This is a genomic window from Pseudomonas sp. MYb13 (assembly GCF_002980075.1).
GTDB lineage: Bacteria > Pseudomonadota > Gammaproteobacteria > Pseudomonadales > Pseudomonadaceae > Aquipseudomonas > Aquipseudomonas lurida.
The window spans coordinates 38,873-55,396 of the sequence record NZ_PCQI01000016.1; the positions used below are offsets into that span (position 1 = coordinate 38,873).

The 16,524-nt window shown below is 62.8% G+C and carries 13 protein-coding genes; 6 read left to right on the top strand and 7 right to left on the bottom strand.

Going from position 1 to position 16,524, the window contains the following annotated elements; genetic code table 11:
* Positions 1-8: 8 nt before the first annotated feature.
* From CQ002_RS23030 to CQ002_RS23055, 5 genes are all read left to right on the top strand, one after another.
* On the top strand, positions 9-2,519 hold the full coding sequence (locus CQ002_RS23030) for a fimbria/pilus outer membrane usher protein (RefSeq protein WP_105162552.1): 2,511 nt from the start codon (positions 9-11) through the stop codon (positions 2,517-2,519).
* Positions 2,520-3,021: 502 nt separating this feature from the next.
* The gene (locus tag CQ002_RS23040) at positions 3,022-3,864 is read left to right on the top strand and encodes a 5'-nucleotidase, lipoprotein e(P4) family (RefSeq protein WP_105162553.1); all 843 of its coding nucleotides are present in this window, start codon (positions 3,022-3,024) and stop codon (positions 3,862-3,864) included.
* 222 nt (positions 3,865-4,086) lie between these two features.
* Positions 4,087-4,905: a transporter substrate-binding domain-containing protein gene (locus tag CQ002_RS23045; protein ID WP_105162554.1), complete on the top strand. Its 819-nt coding sequence runs from the start codon at positions 4,087-4,089 to the stop codon at positions 4,903-4,905.
* On the top strand, positions 4,902-5,732 hold the full coding sequence (locus tag CQ002_RS23050) for an amino acid ABC transporter permease (protein WP_105162555.1): 831 nt from the start codon (positions 4,902-4,904) through the stop codon (positions 5,730-5,732). Before CQ002_RS23045 ends, CQ002_RS23050 begins: the two co-directional genes overlap by 4 nt.
* Positions 5,733-5,768: 36 nt before the next feature.
* Positions 5,769-7,142, top strand: a complete 1,374-nt coding sequence (locus CQ002_RS23055; protein ID WP_034107457.1) for an LLM class flavin-dependent oxidoreductase — start codon at positions 5,769-5,771, stop codon at positions 7,140-7,142.
* A 47-nt stretch (positions 7,143-7,189) separates the two neighbouring features.
* Here CQ002_RS23055 and CQ002_RS23060 read toward each other — a convergent pair whose 3' ends face one another.
* On the bottom strand, positions 7,190-8,521 hold the full coding sequence (locus CQ002_RS23060) for an LLM class flavin-dependent oxidoreductase (protein ID WP_034107458.1): 1,332 nt from the start codon (positions 8,519-8,521) through the stop codon (positions 7,190-7,192).
* A gap of 299 nt (positions 8,522-8,820) precedes the next feature.
* Between CQ002_RS23060 and CQ002_RS23065 the strand changes: the two genes are divergently transcribed.
* The gene (locus CQ002_RS23065) at positions 8,821-9,198 is read left to right on the top strand and encodes a cytochrome c (protein WP_081327175.1); all 378 of its coding nucleotides are present in this window, start codon (positions 8,821-8,823) and stop codon (positions 9,196-9,198) included.
* Positions 9,199-9,201: 3 nt separating this feature from the next.
* On the opposite strand, the gene CQ002_RS23070 is transcribed toward CQ002_RS23065, so the two are convergent.
* From CQ002_RS23070 to CQ002_RS23095, 6 genes are read right to left on the bottom strand one after another with little or no spacing between them, the layout of a single operon-like run.
* The gene (locus CQ002_RS23070) at positions 9,202-9,636 is read right to left on the bottom strand and encodes a RidA family protein (RefSeq protein WP_105162556.1); all 435 of its coding nucleotides are present in this window, start codon (positions 9,634-9,636) and stop codon (positions 9,202-9,204) included.
* Positions 9,637-9,647: 11 nt separating this feature from the next.
* Positions 9,648-11,231 (bottom strand): FAD-dependent oxidoreductase, encoded by a 1,584-nt coding sequence (locus tag CQ002_RS23075; protein ID WP_034107461.1) that lies wholly within the window; start codon positions 11,229-11,231, stop codon positions 9,648-9,650.
* Positions 11,232-11,243: 12 nt separating this feature from the next.
* A complete protein-coding gene (locus CQ002_RS23080; protein WP_034107463.1) occupies positions 11,244-12,167 on the bottom strand; it encodes an ABC transporter substrate-binding protein in 924 nt (307 codons plus the stop codon).
* 18 nt (positions 12,168-12,185) lie between these two features.
* Positions 12,186-12,959, bottom strand: a complete 774-nt coding sequence (locus CQ002_RS23085) for an amino acid ABC transporter ATP-binding protein (RefSeq protein WP_105162557.1) — start codon at positions 12,957-12,959, stop codon at positions 12,186-12,188.
* Positions 12,952-13,917 carry an amino acid ABC transporter permease gene (locus CQ002_RS23090; protein ID WP_105162558.1) on the bottom strand — a complete coding sequence of 322 codons (966 nt, stop codon included), beginning with the start codon at positions 13,915-13,917 and terminating at the stop codon, positions 12,952-12,954. The genes CQ002_RS23085 and CQ002_RS23090 overlap by 8 nt, the downstream gene beginning before the upstream one ends.
* Positions 13,918-13,933: 16 nt before the next feature.
* On the bottom strand, positions 13,934-16,327 hold the full coding sequence (locus CQ002_RS23095) for a TonB-dependent siderophore receptor (protein ID WP_098466934.1): 2,394 nt from the start codon (positions 16,325-16,327) through the stop codon (positions 13,934-13,936).
* Positions 16,328-16,524: the final 197 nt, after the last annotated feature.

A 16,524-nucleotide genomic window follows, 5' to 3' on the forward strand; every position in this document is an offset into this window, starting at 1 on the left:
GTCTTCGCATGTCTTTTCTTTCCAGCAACAGGTCCGCGCGTGGCGCACTGAAGTTAAAGACGCTGTCGCTGGCGATCGCCGCCAGCCTGCCCGCCTGGGCCATGGCTGACGAGGTCGCGGAGACCTTCAATACCACGTTCCTGCAGGGCTCGCAGTCATCGGTCGACCTGCAGCAATTGCTCTCGGCCAACAGCGTGTTGCCCGGCAACTACCGCGTGGACCTGTACAGCAACGAAGTGCTGGTGGGCCGGCGCGACATCGACTTCAAGCGCAACCCGCAAAACGGTCGGGTCGAAGCCTGCCTGACCCTCGATCTGCTCAAGCAATTGGGCATCGACATGGCCCGCCTGGAGGCCCAGGGCAAACTCGACCCGCAGCATCCACAGGAATGCTACCCGCTGGCGGAGCTGATCGAAGACGCCACCGTGCGCTATGACAGCAGCCGCCTGCGCCTGTTGGCGAGTATTCCGCAGGTGGCCATGCAGCGAGGCCTGCGCGGCTACGTCGACCCGCAGTTGTGGGACGAAGGCGTGCCCGCCGCCTTCATCAACTATCAGCTCAACAGCAGCCGCACCGCCGGCGACTACAACACGCGCATCGCCAATAACCTCGGCCTGCGCAACGGCATCAACCTGGGCGCCTGGCGCCTGCGCAACGAGTCGAACCTGAGCGGCGGTACCGGGCGCTCGAACACCTACACGAGCAACCGCACCTATGTGCAGCATGACGTGACCGCTATCAAGGGCCAGTTCAGCGCCGGTGAGATCTTTTCCGACACCGACCTGTTCGACAGCGTGCGCTACCGCGGCGTGAAACTGGCCTCTGACGAAGGCATGCGTGCCGACAGCGAGCGTGGCTATGCGCCGGTGATCCGCGGTGTGGCGCAGACCAACGCGACGGTGGAGATCCGCCAGAACGACTACATCCTCTACACCGCGAACGTCGCACCGGGGCCGTTCGAGATCAACGATATCTACCCCAGCGGCTCCAACGGTGACTTGCAGGTCACCGTGATCGAGGCCGACGGCACCCGCCGTGTGACGATGCAGGCGTTCTCCAGCTTGCCGATCATGGTGCGTGAGGGGCAGGTGAAGTACAGCGTCTCGGCGGGCCGTTTCAACAGCAACACCGACGGCCTGGCGACCCCGCGCTTCCTGAGCGGCACCCTGGCGTATGGCTTGACCAGCAACCTCAGTGGCATCGTCGGCGTGCAAGCCAGCGACGACTACAGCGCGCTGTCCCTCGGCGCCGGCCGCAACACCTCGTTGGGCGCAGTGTCGCTGGATGTGACCCACTCATCGAGCAAGGCCCAGGGGCAAACCACCCAGGGCAGTAGCGTGCGTGCGCTGTATGCCAAGACCTTTGCCGGCACCGATACCAACTTTACCCTGGCCGCCTATCGCTACTCCACCGAGGGTTATCGCAGCTTCAACGACCATGTCGAAGACATCAGCGACAGCATCCGCGTGCGCAGCGGCCATTCGAAAACCCGCACCGACCTGACCATCAACCAGAGTATCGGCCGCAACAGCGCGTTCGGCAGCGTGTATGTGAACGCCAGCGACCAGCGTTACTGGAATCGCGGCGGCTCGCAGAGTTTTTCCGCTGGCTACACCAGCAACTGGGGCAACCTGAGCTACAACCTCGGCGTGACGCGTACCAAGCAGATCGTCACCTGGGGCGAACCGAGCAGCGACACCCAGGTGAACCTCTCGGTCTCCTTCCCGCTGGGCAGCCAGGCCCGAGCGCCCCGCGCGTTTGTCACCACCAGCCACCAGCGCGGCAACACCACCACCCAGGCGGGCATCAATGGCTACGTCGCCGATGCCAGCGACACGTTCTATTCGGTACAGGCCGGCCACAGCGACACCAGCGGCGATTCCGGCTCGGTGAACATCAACAGCCGCACCTCGGTGGCGGATGTCAGCCTTGGCTACAGCCAGGGCCAGGGCTACAACTCGCAGAACGTCAACCTCGCAGGTTCCGTGGTGGCCCATGGCGGCGGGATCAACCTGGGGCAGACCGTCAGTGAGACGTTCGCACTGGCCGAAGTGCCGGGCATTTCCGGAGCGAAGATCAGCAGCTACAGCGGTGTGGAGACCGGTTATAACGGCTATGCGGTGATCCCCAATGCGCAGCCCTACCGGGTCAATTGGGTCAGCCTGGATACCCGCGACCTGGGCGGCGATGTGGAAATCGCCAACGCCACTCAACAAGTGGTGCCACGCCGGGGCGCCGTGGTGGTCGCGCGTTACAGCGGTACCACCGGGCGGCGGGTGCTGTTCGAATTGATGGATGCCCAGCATAAGCCACTGGGGTTTGGGGCTTCGTTGGAGGACTCGACGGGGAAGCAGTTGGCGATTGCTGACCCGAACGGGAATGCGCTGGCGTTGGTGGAAGCAGACCAGGGAACATTGGTCATCAAGTGGGGGGAACGCAGGTGCAGCGCGTCGTATGTGTTGCCCGCGCAGAACAAGGCGCTGAATTATGAGCGACAGGCTTTGGTGTGTTCGCCTTGAGATGCCGGGTACACATCCGTTGCTGCGGTAACGGCTGCCATGGGTTCTACCCTGACGAAGGCTCACCGTTGCAGCGCGCAACAGTAAGCAAAAACGCCCGTGCCCCAACGCTCGGTGTGGCTGATGTACCGAGGTGCCTGCATCGCAGGCAAGCCAGCTCCCACAAAAAAGCAGATGTGTGATTGATCTCCCAACCAAGCGCGGCGGCCTTAGCGCTGAACAGTTTCTGACTGCCAAACTCGGTCAAAGGTAGACTACAGCGCCAGCAAATAAGCCAACCACGAAACCACGGCAAGGGTCGACGACGATGCGGTGCTCGATGCAGGTGGCCGCGACACCACCAAGGCCGGCGATTACGCTACTGTGCTGCGCCTGACCATCGACAATCTGTTCGACAAACGCTTGCGGCGCCACGTGAGAATCCGCAGGCGCCACCCTGTCCCTGGGTACGCCGCGCACCGCGCGGTTGTCCGCCACCGTCAATTTCCGAGGCTGAGTGTTTATGCGTAACCTGATATTTACCAGTGTGTGCCTGCTCTCCACCGCCCTGGTGGGCTGCCAACAGCAACCGCCCGCCAACGACCAACTGGACGCGGTGCTGTGGACCCAGACATCCATCGAGCACGAGCTGATTTATCGCCAGGTGTTCGCCAGCGCCACGCGCCAACTGGATACCGCACTGGCCGACCCTACCTGGGACGCCATGCCCCTGCCGCCGCGCAACCTTGCGGGCCTGCCGCCGGCGGTCGTGGTGGATATCGACGAAACCCTGCTGGACAACGTTCCGCTCAACGCCCGGGACATCCTCAATAACCAGGTGTACGCCTACGACCGCTGGAACACCTGGGTCGACCAGGCCAAGGCCCAGGCACTGCCCGGCGCCGTCGAGTTCCTGCGGGCGGCTGATGCAAAAGGGATTACCGTCTACTACATCACCAACCGCGAACACAGCCAGGTGCAGGCCACGGTCAACAACCTGCGCCTGCGCGGCTTCCCGGTGGCGCGCAACGAACAGGTGCTGGCCGCCAGTACCCCGACCGGTCACTGCGAACACGCCGGCTACGGCAAACAGTGCCGTCGCCAATGGGTGGCCAGCCACGCCCGTGTACTGATGCTGGCGGGTGACTCCTTCGGTGACTTGGTGCAAGCCGAGTACAACACCCTGGCCGATCAGCGCAAGGCCGCCGCACCGTACCTGGCGTGGCTGGGGCAACGCTGGTTCCTGCTGCCCAACCCGACCTACGGCAATTGGTACAGCGCGCCCTACGGCGACCAGGAAAAACTGCCTTTTGAACGCAAGCGCCAGCTCAAGCAACAGGCGCTGCACCTGGAAAATGAGTCCTGAAACAACCCTATGTCGCCACTGGAATCGTCGCCGTGATCGCGGCGTACGTCGGCCTTTTCCTTTTCAAGGGCCTGCACCTGGCTGGCTGGGTCTGCGGGCCCGGCAACATGACCTGCGGCAGCAAAAGCATATAACCAAAACTTCGGTTTACAGCGTTTAATATCATTAAACATTGATGCATTTATCGCGTTTAAATATAAAAAACCTCGCTTGGATGCTTTTATGAACTTACGCACAGCCGCCGCCCTCAGCGCCACCCTCCTTTTGGCAACCCCGGCCGTGTTCGCCGGGCAGACCCTGGACCGCATCACCCAATCCAAGCAATTGGTCGGCGTGCTGATGGAGAACTACCCACCGTTCTCCTTCCTCAACGAGCAAAATCAACTGGACGGTTTTGACGTCGATGTGACCAAGGCCGTGGCGGACAAACTCGGCGTGAAACTCAAGCTGGAGACCCCGTCCTGGGAAGTCATCGCCGCGGGCCGCTGGAATGGCCGCTACGACGTCTGCATCTGCTCGATGACCCCGAGCGCCGCGCGCGGCCAAGTGTTCAACTTCCCGTTTGAGTACTACGCCTCGCCCGCGGTGATCGTGGTGAATGCCAGTGACAACTCGATCCAGTCCGCCGCCGACCTCAGTGGTAAAAAAGTCGGCGTGGGCAGCGCCTCCACCTACGAAGCGTACCTGGCCAAGGACCTGGTGATCGAAGGCGCCAGCAAGCCGATCGACTACCCGTTCAAGGCCGTACAGGCCGTGCCCTACGACAACGAAACCATTGCGTTCCAGGACCTTGCCCTGGGCGCCGGCAAGCGCCTGGATGCCATGGTCACCAACCTGGTCACCGCCAAGGAACGCATCGACCACGACCCGCGCTTCAAGATCACCGGCACTGTGCTGTACGCCGAGCCCAACGTGGTCGCCACCGAGAAGGGTGATCCGCAATGGGATGCCAGGCTGACCCAGATCCTGGCCGAGCTGAAAAGCGACGGCACGCTGGCGAAGATCTCGCAGAAATGGATCGGCTCAGACATTACCCAATGAGTGTCTTTCCTACGCCACCGACGACGGTGAAACCACCCGCCGTCAAGCGCACCCTCCTGTCGTTCCGCGTTCGACTATGGCTGACCTGGGGCGTAATGCTGTGCCTGTTCACCGCGATGTTCCTGAGCTTCGACCTCCAGTTCGCGATCGTCGCCGCCAAGTGGCAGAACCTGGTGGGGCTGCACCTCTCGCCCCAGGGCTTTCTGCAAGGCGCGGCACTGACGCTGTTCCTGTGTTTCTGTTCGATCTGGCTGTCGGTGGCCCTGGGTTTCGCCACCGCCCTCGCGCGTCTGTCGAGCAGCGCGGTGGCGTTCGGCATCGCCAGTTTCTACGCCTCGTTCTTTCGCGGCACGCCGCTGCTGATCCAGATCTTGCTGATCTACCTCGGCCTGCCGCAGCTAGGCGTGGTACCGGGTGCGATCAGTGCCGGCATCATTGCGTTGTCGCTGAACTACGGCGCCTACCTGAGTGAGATCTTCCGTGCTGGCATCCTTGGGGTTTCCCAGGGCCAGCGTAATGCGGCCGCTGCACTGGGGATGGGGCGCGCGGTGACGTTCTGGCAGATCGTACTGCCCCAGGCCATGCGTACCATCATTCCACCGACCACCAGCCAGTTCATCTCGATGCTCAAGGACTCGTCCCTGGTCTCGGTGATGGGCGTGTGGGAAGTGATGTTCCTCGCCCAATCCTATGGCCGTTCGTCTTACCGCTATATCGAAATGCTCACCACCGCCGCCGTCATCTACTGGCTGCTGTCCATCGGCCTGGAATTGATCCAGGCGCGGCTGGAACGCCACTACGGCAAGGCTTACCTTCACGGGCGATAGCCTGTCGCCCTCTTCTATTTGCACGCAGGAAGCACCATGTCCGATCCCACCCCGCTGTTATTCGGCCTCTATGAACAAGCCAGTGTCGGCTGCGGCGGCGCGCCCAGCCTGTGGACCCACCCCGCCGATGAAAGGCTGGGCATCAATACCCTCAAGTACTGGTCGAACCTGGCCCGCACGGCGGATGAAGCGAATCTCGACCTGATGTTTTTCGGCGACGTGCTGGGCTTTTACGATGTGTTCGGCGGCTCTGAAGCGATGGCGTTGAAATGGGCGGTGGAAGCCCCGGCCAACGATCCGTTGACAATTATTCCAGCCCTCGCGGCCCTGACAGAAAAGCTCGCCTTCGGGGTGACCGTCACCACCACCTATGAACACCCTTTCACCCATGCCCGGCGTTTTAGCACCCTGGATCATTTGTCGGATGGCCGCATCGGCTGGAACATCGTCACCTCGTACCTGTCCAGTGCAGCGCGCAATTTCGGCCTGGAGCAAATGATCAAGCACGATGACCGCTACGAACGCGCGGAAGAATTCCTCGACGTGGTGTACAAGCTCTGGGAAGGCAGCTGGGCCGATGACGCAGTGCGCGCCGATAAACGTTCGCACACCTACGCCGACGGTTCCCGCGTGCGGCCGATCCTGCATGCGGGCGAGCATTACCGGGTAGCCGGGCCGCACCTGACCTCGCCATCGCCGCAGCGCACACCGTTGCTGATCCAGGCGGGCTGGTCGGCACGCGGCCGGCAGTTCGCAGCCAAGCACGCGGAGCTGGTGTTTATCGCCAAGTCCAACCCGCTGGAAATCCGCCAGGGCCTGGAAGATATCTGGCGCCAGGCCGAAGCCCGAGGCCGCCAGGCTGCCGACGTGAAGTCACTGACGGTGCTGCGCATCGTCACCGCAGCCACCGCCATCGAGGCGCAGAAAAAGTACGACAGCCTGCAAAGCAACTATCACCTGCAGGCACAGCTGGTGAGCTATGCCGGCGACACCGGTATCGACATCAGCCGCTACGCCGACAACGAAGCACTGTCGACCCACACCGAAGGCATGACCTCCTACGTGATGAAGCCCGACGGCAGCGGCAAACCGCTGACCGCCGGCGAGGTGCGCCAGCGCTTCGCGAATGTCACCCGGGGCAGTGACCTTATCCTGGTCGGCACGCCGGAACAGATCGCCGACAAGATCGAGGAACACGCACGCATCTCCGGTACGAGCGGCTATATGCTCAACCCGCTGATCAGCCCCGGCTCGCTGAACGACTTTGTCGAGCTGGTGATCCCGGCTCTGCAAAAGCGTGGCCTGTACCGCACCACCGCGCAAACCGGCACGCTGCGCTCGCGACTCAGCGTCGATGGCAGTGATCGCCTGCCGGCATCTGCCCATGGCGCATCGTTCCGCTTTGCCTGAAGCCTGCGTGGGATCAGGTGACCTGCACGCAGAGTCACCACCCCACGTCATGCCTGCGCACGCGCCGCCGTATGCCGATTCACCGGCACCGGCAATCCCAAATGCCCCCGCAACGTGCTGTGGCTGTACTCACGGCGAAACAGCCCCCGCGCCCTCAGCAGCGGCAACACCTGATCAGTAAACCGCGCGAAATCCTCCGGCGCACCTACATGGATGTTGAACCCATCCACCGCCCCCTCGACAAACCAACGCTCGATCTCATCCGCCACGCGCTGGGGTGAGCCCACGAAACTGGAAAATGGCTTGGCAAACCGCAACGCTGCCTGGCGCAAGGTCAACCCTTGGGTACGGGCCACATGCTTGATGTTCTCCGCATGCCCGCGGTAGCCATTGCTACCCAGGTCGCCCAGCTCAGGAAACGGCTCATCCAGCGCGTACTGGCTGAAGTCGTGGTAGTTGAACGGCCGCCCCAATTGCACCAGCGCCTTGTCCAGGTCCAGCTCGCCATTGCGCTCGCGGTCGATGGCCTGGGCTTGCTCGTCGGTGTCGGCAATGATCGGTGAGATACCGGGCAGGATGGTCACGTGATCAGGGTTGCGCCCGGCGGCAGTCGTGCGTTGCTTGATGTCGCTGTAATACGCCTGGGCGTCTTCGAAATTACCCACACCGGCAAAAATCCCCTCGGCATACTTCGCCGCCAGACTGCGACCAGACTCGGAAATCCCCGCCTGAAAGATCACCGGCTGGCCCTGGGCCGAACGCGAAATATTCAGCGGCCCGGTGACGGAGAAAAACTCGCCGTGGTGATCGAGGCGGTGCTGGCGTTGCGGGTCAAGGAACACCTTGCTCTGCTTGTCTCGCACGAAGGCGTCGTCTTCGTAGGAGTCCCACAACCCCTGCACCACTTCGAGGTGCTCGGCCGCCCGGCGATAGCGCTCGGTGTGATCGATATGCTGCTCACGCCCAAAATTGCCCGCGGCACCTTCCAGGCCAGTGGTCACCACGTTCCAACCGGCGCGGCCGCCGCTGATATGGTCCAGGGACGCGAACTGCCGCGCCACGTTGAAAGGTTCGGTGTAGGACGTGGTGAGTGTCGCTACCAGGCCGATCTTCGAAGTGGCACCGGCGATGGCCGAGAGCAGCGTCAACGGCTCCAGGCGGTTGAGGAAGTGCGGCGCGGAGTCCGGAGTGATATAGGGGCTGTCGACGATGAACACCAGGTCGAACTTGGCCGCTTCCGCTCGCTGGGCCTGGGCGCGATACCAGTCGATATCCACACTGGCATCGCCGGGGATCTGCGGGTGCAGCCATTCGTTTTGTGCGGTGCCGACACCAGTGAGAATGGCGCCGAACTTGAGTTGTCGGGGTGAGGTGGACATCAAGGTATTCCTTCGTGGATGGCAGCAGCGCTGGCCTTGGGAGATCGACCTTAATGCCCGCGTGCGGGGCCTGTGAAAGGCTTTGTAGATCTATGCTAATTATTAAAAATACTGATCTAAAACAGACAAAAACATCCGCAATCAGCATAACGATAGACAGCACCGCGCCCCGGCCGTCGAAGCGGCTTTGGACACGGTCGCGGCACAACAAGGAGAATGGCGACTTTTCACACTTAACGCGCTTGCATCAGGCGCGTCCCTCGATCCAAATCTGGTTCAAACCACGAGGTCATATGGATATGAAACGGGTACTTATCGCTTGGTTCGGCATTTTGTCGCTCACCCTGCCCTCACTGTCCCTCGCGGATAACCTCAACGGCAAAACCCTTTTTTCCCAACGGTGTGCGATGTGCCACGGCGCAGATATCAAAGGCACAGGCCCCTTGGCCAATAAGAGCAACCCTCCAACACCTGACCTGACCACAGCCGCGTTCAAAAAACGCTTGCGTGATTACCCAGGCGTTATTGTTTCTTCAATAATTCTGCGCCCCAATGGAGACTTGATCCCAAGAACGTTGCGTGAGAACGGCGTAAAACTACCGCCGTTCGCTTGGAGGGTTAACGACTTCCGCGATTTGAACCAATACATGAGCGGCGTGATTGCACAGAGCCGATGAGCCTCACACCGCTCTTGCCGCGATCGCCTCCACTTCAACCAGCGCGCCGGGTAACGGCAACGCCACCACCTGCAACGCCGTGCGCGCCGGTTTGTTCGGCTGCGCCGGCGTGCCAAAGAACTGCGTGTAGCCCGCCTGCAAGCCGGCGAAATCCAGCTTGCCGCCGGTCTCTTCGGCGCCGACCAGGAACACCCGAAGCTGCACGATATCCCCTAGGTCCAGGTCCTGCTGGCGCAGGATCTTGCGAATTTTGTTGAACACCGACACCGTCTGCACTTCGGTATTGCCATAGGCAGCCGGCGTGCCCGCCGCAGCATTGGCGTCATGCAGGTCGGGCAAGGTGCCGCTGACGAAGATCAGGCTGGCGGATGCGGGTACGGTGACTGTTTGCGAAATCGGGAAATCGCCGACGCTGGTACGTTGAATGCTGTCGCTCATGATGCATCTCCTTACGAGGCGGCCAGTGCCGCGCTGTGCCGTTGTTGAGTAACCCGTTCGGCCAGTTGCCCGACCACATGGCGCGCCGAATTGGCCGCCGACTCCTGCCAGATGCCGACGCCGCTTTGCACCAGGCCGTCGCCGGCGAAGTACACCCGGCCGTGACCCGCTTCGAGCAAGGCGCTGGCGTCGGCCGGGAAGTGTTCACGCTGCAGCCACGGGCCTTCGCTGTAGGGGATCTGTTCCCAGGACACCGCCAGAGGGTGGCGCAGATGTTTTGAATAGCCTGGATGCAACAGCTCCACCGCCTCCCTGGAGGTGGCGTACTGTTTGTCGAGCGGTTGCGCGCCAAATACATCGGCGCCCTCCCCAGTCACGTAGCCCGCCACCAGCAGGCCTTCGCGGGTGTTGAGGTCGTTGCTCGGGTACCACAACAGGCGCGCCGGGTGTTCGATCCACGACAGGCCACCGTAAGTGCGGTAGTCGGTTTCCCAGAAGCGCGGTGATTGCCACGCAACTTTGGTGGCCTGGTCGTTGCGGGTACTGAGCAAGGCGGCCTTGATGGGGTCGCTGAAATCAGTGTCGAGCTTGGCCAGCAGCGGCAGCGGCAGGGTCGAGATCAGGTAATCGGCGCGTACGACCTGTTCGCGGCCGCTGAGCGTGTCGTGGTAGGTCACCGCCACGCCGTCCTCCAACTGGCGGATCTGCCGCACCTGGGCGCCCAGCTGCACGTGGCCCCTGACACGCTGGTAGAAGGCATCGGTGATGCGGTCCATGCCTCCCACAGGCTGGAACATGGTGGCGCAGAACTCCGGAAATTCGGTGTGCAGCAGCGCGCCCCACAGCTCCGGGTGCAGCAACTGGTCCAAGGCCAGCGGGCGGCGACTGGCGGGCAACGCCCCGGGGTACGCGGGCGATTCCAGGTGCCCCGAACGCAGCGTGCCCTCGAAGGCCAGTTCTTGGGACAGGTCGCCATACACTTGCAGGAACGCCAGCAACCGCGCGCGTTCCTCACCACTCAACACATCGTCGAGGGCATCGCGCTGCACCGCTTTGGCCAGCAGGCCGGAAAGGTGGCCGCGCGCATCGTTGATCGCCTGGCCAACGCTGAACGCCGGCTTGCTTACATCTGGCCGCACCTGGGCGCCATGGCTGCTGTTGACCAGCACCTCCAGTGGTACACCCAACTCGCTGCAATAGTCGAGGAGCGTACGGTGCTGGCTGGGAATCCGCGCAGGACCGGCATTGAAGTAATGCCCTGGGTCGAACGCGGCGGTCTGCGTGCGGCCATCCTTGTAGTCCACGCGGTCGCCGTTGCGGATCGTCCAGGTGCGGCCGCCCACCCGTTCACGGGCTTCCAGCACCTGCACGTCGAATCCGGCACGGGTCAGTTCCAGGGCGGTGACCAGCCCCGCGATCCCGGCCCCCAGTACCAGCACGCGGGTGCCCTGCCCCAGGCCGCTCTTGAGTTTCAGCGGTTGCGGGCGACGGTGTGACGACGGCCCCAGGCCCAATACCGCCAGCGCATCCTTGACTGCCTGCTCGCCGCCCACGGCAGCAATGCTCGACAGCGCTTCACGTCGTGTCAGTCCCATGCTCGATGCTCCTTAATCCGGCAGGCCCGGTGGGTTGATCAGTGACTTGTCGACACGCTCCACGTCCAGGCCCCAGCGTTGCAGCACCTGTTCGTATTGACCACCGGCAATCGCGCCTTCCAGTGCCGTGTGGATCGGCTTGACCAAACCGTTGTCCTTGCGCGTAGTGACGGCGATATCCGCCTGCAACGGCCAGCCACCATTCACCGTACCGACACGTTTGATACCGCCAGTGATCGCCGCGGAATACGCGTACACCGAGTTGGGCCCGAACAGTGCGTCACTGCGACCGGACTGCACCGCCAGTTGAGCGGCGGCCTGGTCGTCGAAGTACTGCAAGAGTGCGGGCTTGAGACCGGCCTTTTCATTGGCATCGTTCCAGGCCAGCAAGACTTTTTCCTGGTTGGTGCCGGAGCCGACGATGATCTTCAGCCCGGCAATGTCCGCCGCTTCCTTGATCTCGCTGATCCTGCTGGTGCTCTTCACGTAAAACCCGAGCACATCCTGGCGGTAGGTGGCGAAGTCGAAGCGCTTCTTGCGCGCTTCGGTCACGGTGACGTTGCTGATCACCGCATCGTACTTGCCGGAACTGACGCCCAGGGGCCAATCCTCCCAACTGGTCTGCACCACGTTGAGTTGCAGGCCCAGGCTGTCGGCGATCAACTGCGCTGTGTCAGCCTCGCTGCCGATGGTGGTCTTGTCGTCGTTGGCCAGCAGCGCCAGCGGCGGTCCGGCTACACCGGACACGGCCACGGTGAACTTGCCCGGTTGGGCGAACTTGAAGCCCGACGGGATCTGCGCGATGGCAGCATCGTTACGCGGCACATGGATGCGCGGGCGGTCGGGGCTGAGGTCGACCTGTTGCACGGCCAGCGCGGTGTGCGCGGTGCTGGCGGCAAGCGCCAGCAAGGCCACGCGTGCAGTATGGATAAACATGGACAGTCACTCCTTGAACTAAAGCACCTTGCCAAGAAAGGCCAGGGTGCGGGGATGTCGGGGTTGGCGGAAAACCTGTTCGGGCGGGCCTTCTTCGATCAACTGGCCGTCGCAGAGGAACACCACGTGGTCGGCCACTTCGCGGGCAAAGCCGATCTCGTGGGTGACAATCACCAGGGTCACGCCCAGTCGGGTCAGGCCCTTGATCACGTCGAGCACTTCGCCCACCAGCTCCGGGTCGAGGGCCGAGGTGGGTTCATCGAACAGCAGCACCTTGGGGTCCAACGCCAGGGCGCGGGCAATGGCGACGCGCTGTTGCTGGCCGCCGGAGAGCTGGCGTGGGTAGGCCTCGACCTTGTCCGCCAGGCCGACCTTGGCCAGCAGTTCGGCGGCCTTGGCCTGGGCGCCGGCCTTGTTCCAGCGCTTGTGGGCCAGTGGCGCTTCGGCGACGTTTTCCCAGGCGGTGAGGTGCGGGAACAGGTTGAAGTTCTGGAACACGAACCCCACGTCGATGCGGCGCTTGAGGATTTCGCGTTCCTTGAGTTCGTAGAGCAGGTCGCCCTTGCGGCGGTAGCCGACGTATTCACCGTCGATGGTGATATGCCCGCTGTCGATCTTCTCCAGATGGTTGATGGTGCGCAGCAACGTGGATTTGCCCGAGCCGGACGGCCCGAGGATCACCGTGACCTTGCCCGGATCGATCGTCAGGTCGATGTCCTTGAGCACCTGCTGGTTACCAAAGCGCTTGCCCACGCCCTGGATCTGGATGCGCCCGGCGCGTGCTTCACCCATGGGTCTTCTCCTTCACCCAGTGGAGCAGGCGTTGCAACGGCGTGGGCGGTAGCTCCCGTGCGGTGCCGCGCGCAAAGTGACGTTCGACGTAGTACTGCGCGCTGGTGAGCACAGTGGTGATGATCAAGTACCAGACAGTGGCCACGATCAGCAACGGGATCACTGCCTGGGTGCGGTTGTAGATGACCTGCACGGTATAGAACAGCTCGGGCAGGGCCAGCACGTAGACGATGGACGTGCCCTTGACCAGGCCGATGATTTCGTTGAACCCCGACGGCAGGATCGAACGCAGCGCCTGGGGCAGGATGATCCGGAAGATCCGTCGCGAGGCTGGCAACCCGAGGGCTGCCGCAGCTTCATGCTGGCCGGCGTCGACGCCGATCAGGCCGCCACGGATGATCTCCGCCGCATAGGCGGCCTGCATCAGGCTCAAGCCCAGCACGGCCACGGTGAACTGGCTGAGTACATCCACGGTGGACCACTCGGCGAACACCACGCTGGTAAACGGTACGCCCACCACGATGTGATCGTACAGGTAGGCAAAGTTGTAGAGGATGATCAGCACCAGCAGCGCCGGCATCGAGCGGAAGAACCAGATATAGCCCCAGGCCAGGGCCGCCAGCAGCGGCGATCCCGATAACCGCGCCAGGGCCAGCGCGGTGCCGAGGAAGATGCTGAACACGGTGCTCAGCAGGGTCAGCAACAGCGTCTGCCCCAGGCCGCGCAGCACCGACGGCGAGAAGAACCACTGGCCGAACACGCCCCACTCCCAGCGCGGGTTGGTGGCCAGGGAATGCGCGATGGCCAGTAGCACCAGCGCCGCGAAGACCGACCCGGCCCAGCGCCAGGGATGCCGCGCGGGCACCACCTGCAGGGCCTTGATCGGCGTGGAGACGCGGGCCTGGCGCACCGGGCTGGGCGCTTCAATCAGGTCATAGGATTTGGCGACAATGGGCATGGTGTATTCCTCGGCCTCAGAAGGCATAGGTCAAGCGGGTGTAGTAGTACCCGCCGGTAAAACCGTAGGGCGAATAGACGCCGTAGCTGCTGACCATGGTGCTGCTCGGCACCCCTTGTTTCTTGGGGTAGATGTCGAACAGGTTCTTGGCACCGACGGCGATGTTCAGGTCTTTGGTGAGGTTGTAGCCAAGGTCGAGGTCGGTGATCCACTGGGCGCTGTAGAGGCGGTCCAGGTCGCGATTGGCCGATGAATTGACTTCCTTGTAGGAGCCGTAGCGAGTCAGGGCCAGGTTGAGGTTGAAGCGGTCGATGCTCCAGTCACCGCCCAGGATCAGCTTGGTGTTGGGCTGCACGCCGGTGATCAGGTTGCGCGCCTCACGGTTCATCAACTCGTAGGAAGTACCGAGGATGTTGGTCGACTCCTTGTAGTTGAGGATTCGGGTCTGGTTCCAGTTGAACGCAGCGGTCCACTTCAGCGAGCCGTACTGGCCGAGGTCCTGGTTGTAGCTACTGACCAGGTCCAGGCCTTTGGTGCGGGTGTCGGCGCCGTTGATGAAGTACTGGCCGCCGGAAGTGGAGTTGATGCCGTTGTTTTGCAGCACCTGGGTGATCTCGGGGCCCAGCAAGGTGCCGGTGAGCGTGATGCGGTCGCGCAGGTTGATCACGTAGGCGTCGGCGGTGAAGCTCAGGCGATCCGTTGGCGTAAGGGTGAAGCCAAGGCTGAAGTTGGTAGAGCGCTCCGGCTTGAGGTCCTCGGCCCCCAGCGCCCTGGCCGCCGCCGAGCCCACCGGCAGCACGCCGTAGTTGATCGACTGATACACACCGTCCACTACGCCATAGGTGGTGGAGCGCGCACTGAACAGGCTGTTGGCCAGGGACGGCGCGCGAAAGCCGTTGCTCACGGTGGCGCGCACGGCGAACTGCGGGGTGAAGTCATAGCGCGTGGTCAGCTTGCCGCTGCGAGTGGCGCCGACGCCCTGGTTGTAGTGTTCGTAGCGAAACGCTGTGCCGACGTACCAGTCCGGTACTGGGTTAAAACCCACATCGACATAACTGGCCAGGCTGTTGCGCGAGGCACTGCTTTCTTCGTCCGGCGAAATGCCGTTGGTGACCTGCGCCCCCGACGACGCGCAATTGCCCGGCGCCACGCAGTAGCCGCCGTTGGCATAGGACGCGTAATCACCGGCCTGTACCTCGTAGGTGTCACGCCGATGCTCGAAGCCGTAGCTCAGGTCCAGCGGCTTCTGCAGGCCGATATCGAAGCCGCGCTTGAAGTCGAGGTTGGTGGTCAGCTCGGTGGATATCCAGGTGCCAGAGGTGAAGTGATTCGGCGTAGCTTCGCCCAGCGACGGGTTCTGGTTATGCGTAGTGCCCTGCTCCGCCTCGTTGCGCCCGTAGGTGGTGGACAGGTCCCAATCCCAATCGCCGAGCGTGCCCTTGCCACCGAACGCGGCCTGGAAGTCGTCCTCGTCGATATACCAGGTCGGCGTGTAGCCCGACGGGTAGCCATTGGGCCCGGTGGTGATGGTGTTGGTGATGGTGGGCAAACGGAAATTCTGCCCCTGCTCGGCCTTGCGGTGGGAATAGGTGGTGAAGGAGTACAGGCTCAAGCTGTCATCGATCGGCAGTTCAGCGTTATAGCCCAGGGTCAGCAGGTTGGTCTTGGGCGTGCCGTAGCCGCCATACGTGGACTTGCCCGCCAGGCCGTAGGCTTGCTCATAGGTGTAGCCGTTGGCGCTGGCCTTGTTGTCGTCGTTCTGGCTGCGGGCGTCGAGCGCCAGTTGCACGATGCCGCCGTTGCCGATCTCGAAACCCTTGTTGAGGCTTTGTTGCACGGTCTGCTTCTTGCCGTCATAGCCGAGGCCGGCGTTGGTCACCGAGGTGCCACTGGTGTCGGCCTTGAGGATCACGTTGATCACCCCGGCGATAGCATCGGAGCCGTATTGGGCAGCGGCGCCGTCGCGCAGTACTTCGACGTGGTCGATGGCGCTGATGGGAATCAGGTCCAGGTCGGCTGGCGCGGCCCCGGTATTGATGCCGTTGATGTTCAGCGTGGCGCTGGTGTGGCGGCGCTTGCCGTTGACCAGCACCAGCACTTCGGCGGCGCTCAGGCCACGCAGGTTGGGGGCTCGGGCAATGCCGCTGGCGTCCCAGCCGGTTTTTTCCGGTAGGGTCAGCGAGGGGATCACGGCGCTCAAGGCTTCCATGAGGCCGGGCTTGCCGGTGTTCTGCAATTGCTTGGCGCTGACCACGTCGATCGGCACCGGGCTGCTGGTGACGGTGCGCTGTTCGGCGCCGCGGTTACCGGTGACCACCACGGTGGACAGGGTGCTGTCGTCCTGGGCTTGTGCGGTGTTGGCCAGGACGGCCAGTGCCAGGGCGGCGGTCGGTTGTAAGGCTCGCTTCATATGCATTCCTGCGGTTCCAAATCGCGAAGTCGGGCAATCACGCGGTCGCGCGCGGTGCTCGGGTTTTCCAGGGGTGTCTCGGCGATGTGGAACTAGGTGTGGAGCGAGTGCGGGGTTTGAATTGGCAACATACGTTGAACTCCTTTCCAACGATTCTGCTGTGGGGTGGTTACCCGCTTTGGCAGCGCAGAATCCGA

Coding starts and splice junctions, on each gene's coding strand:
- CQ002_RS23030 (WP_105162552.1), top strand. CDS start 9: ATGTCTTTTCTTTCCAGCAACAGGTCCGCGCGTGGCGCACTGAAGTTA.
- CQ002_RS23040 (WP_105162553.1), top strand. CDS start 3,022: ATGCGTAACCTGATATTTACCAGTGTGTGCCTGCTCTCCACCGCCCTG.
- CQ002_RS23045 (WP_105162554.1), top strand. CDS start 4,087: ATGAACTTACGCACAGCCGCCGCCCTCAGCGCCACCCTCCTTTTGGCA.
- CQ002_RS23050 (WP_105162555.1), top strand. CDS start 4,902: ATGAGTGTCTTTCCTACGCCACCGACGACGGTGAAACCACCCGCCGTC.
- CQ002_RS23055 (WP_034107457.1), top strand. CDS start 5,769: ATGTCCGATCCCACCCCGCTGTTATTCGGCCTCTATGAACAAGCCAGT.
- CQ002_RS23060 (WP_034107458.1), bottom strand. CDS start 8,521: ATGTCCACCTCACCCCGACAACTCAAGTTCGGCGCCATTCTCACTGGT.
- CQ002_RS23065 (WP_081327175.1), top strand. CDS start 8,821: ATGAAACGGGTACTTATCGCTTGGTTCGGCATTTTGTCGCTCACCCTG.
- CQ002_RS23070 (WP_105162556.1), bottom strand. CDS start 9,636: ATGAGCGACAGCATTCAACGTACCAGCGTCGGCGATTTCCCGATTTCG.
- CQ002_RS23075 (WP_034107461.1), bottom strand. CDS start 11,231: ATGGGACTGACACGACGTGAAGCGCTGTCGAGCATTGCTGCCGTGGGC.
- CQ002_RS23080 (WP_034107463.1), bottom strand. CDS start 12,167: ATGTTTATCCATACTGCACGCGTGGCCTTGCTGGCGCTTGCCGCCAGC.
- CQ002_RS23085 (WP_105162557.1), bottom strand. CDS start 12,959: ATGGGTGAAGCACGCGCCGGGCGCATCCAGATCCAGGGCGTGGGCAAG.
- CQ002_RS23090 (WP_105162558.1), bottom strand. CDS start 13,917: ATGCCCATTGTCGCCAAATCCTATGACCTGATTGAAGCGCCCAGCCCG.
- CQ002_RS23095 (WP_098466934.1), bottom strand. CDS start 16,327: ATGAAGCGAGCCTTACAACCGACCGCCGCCCTGGCACTGGCCGTCCTG.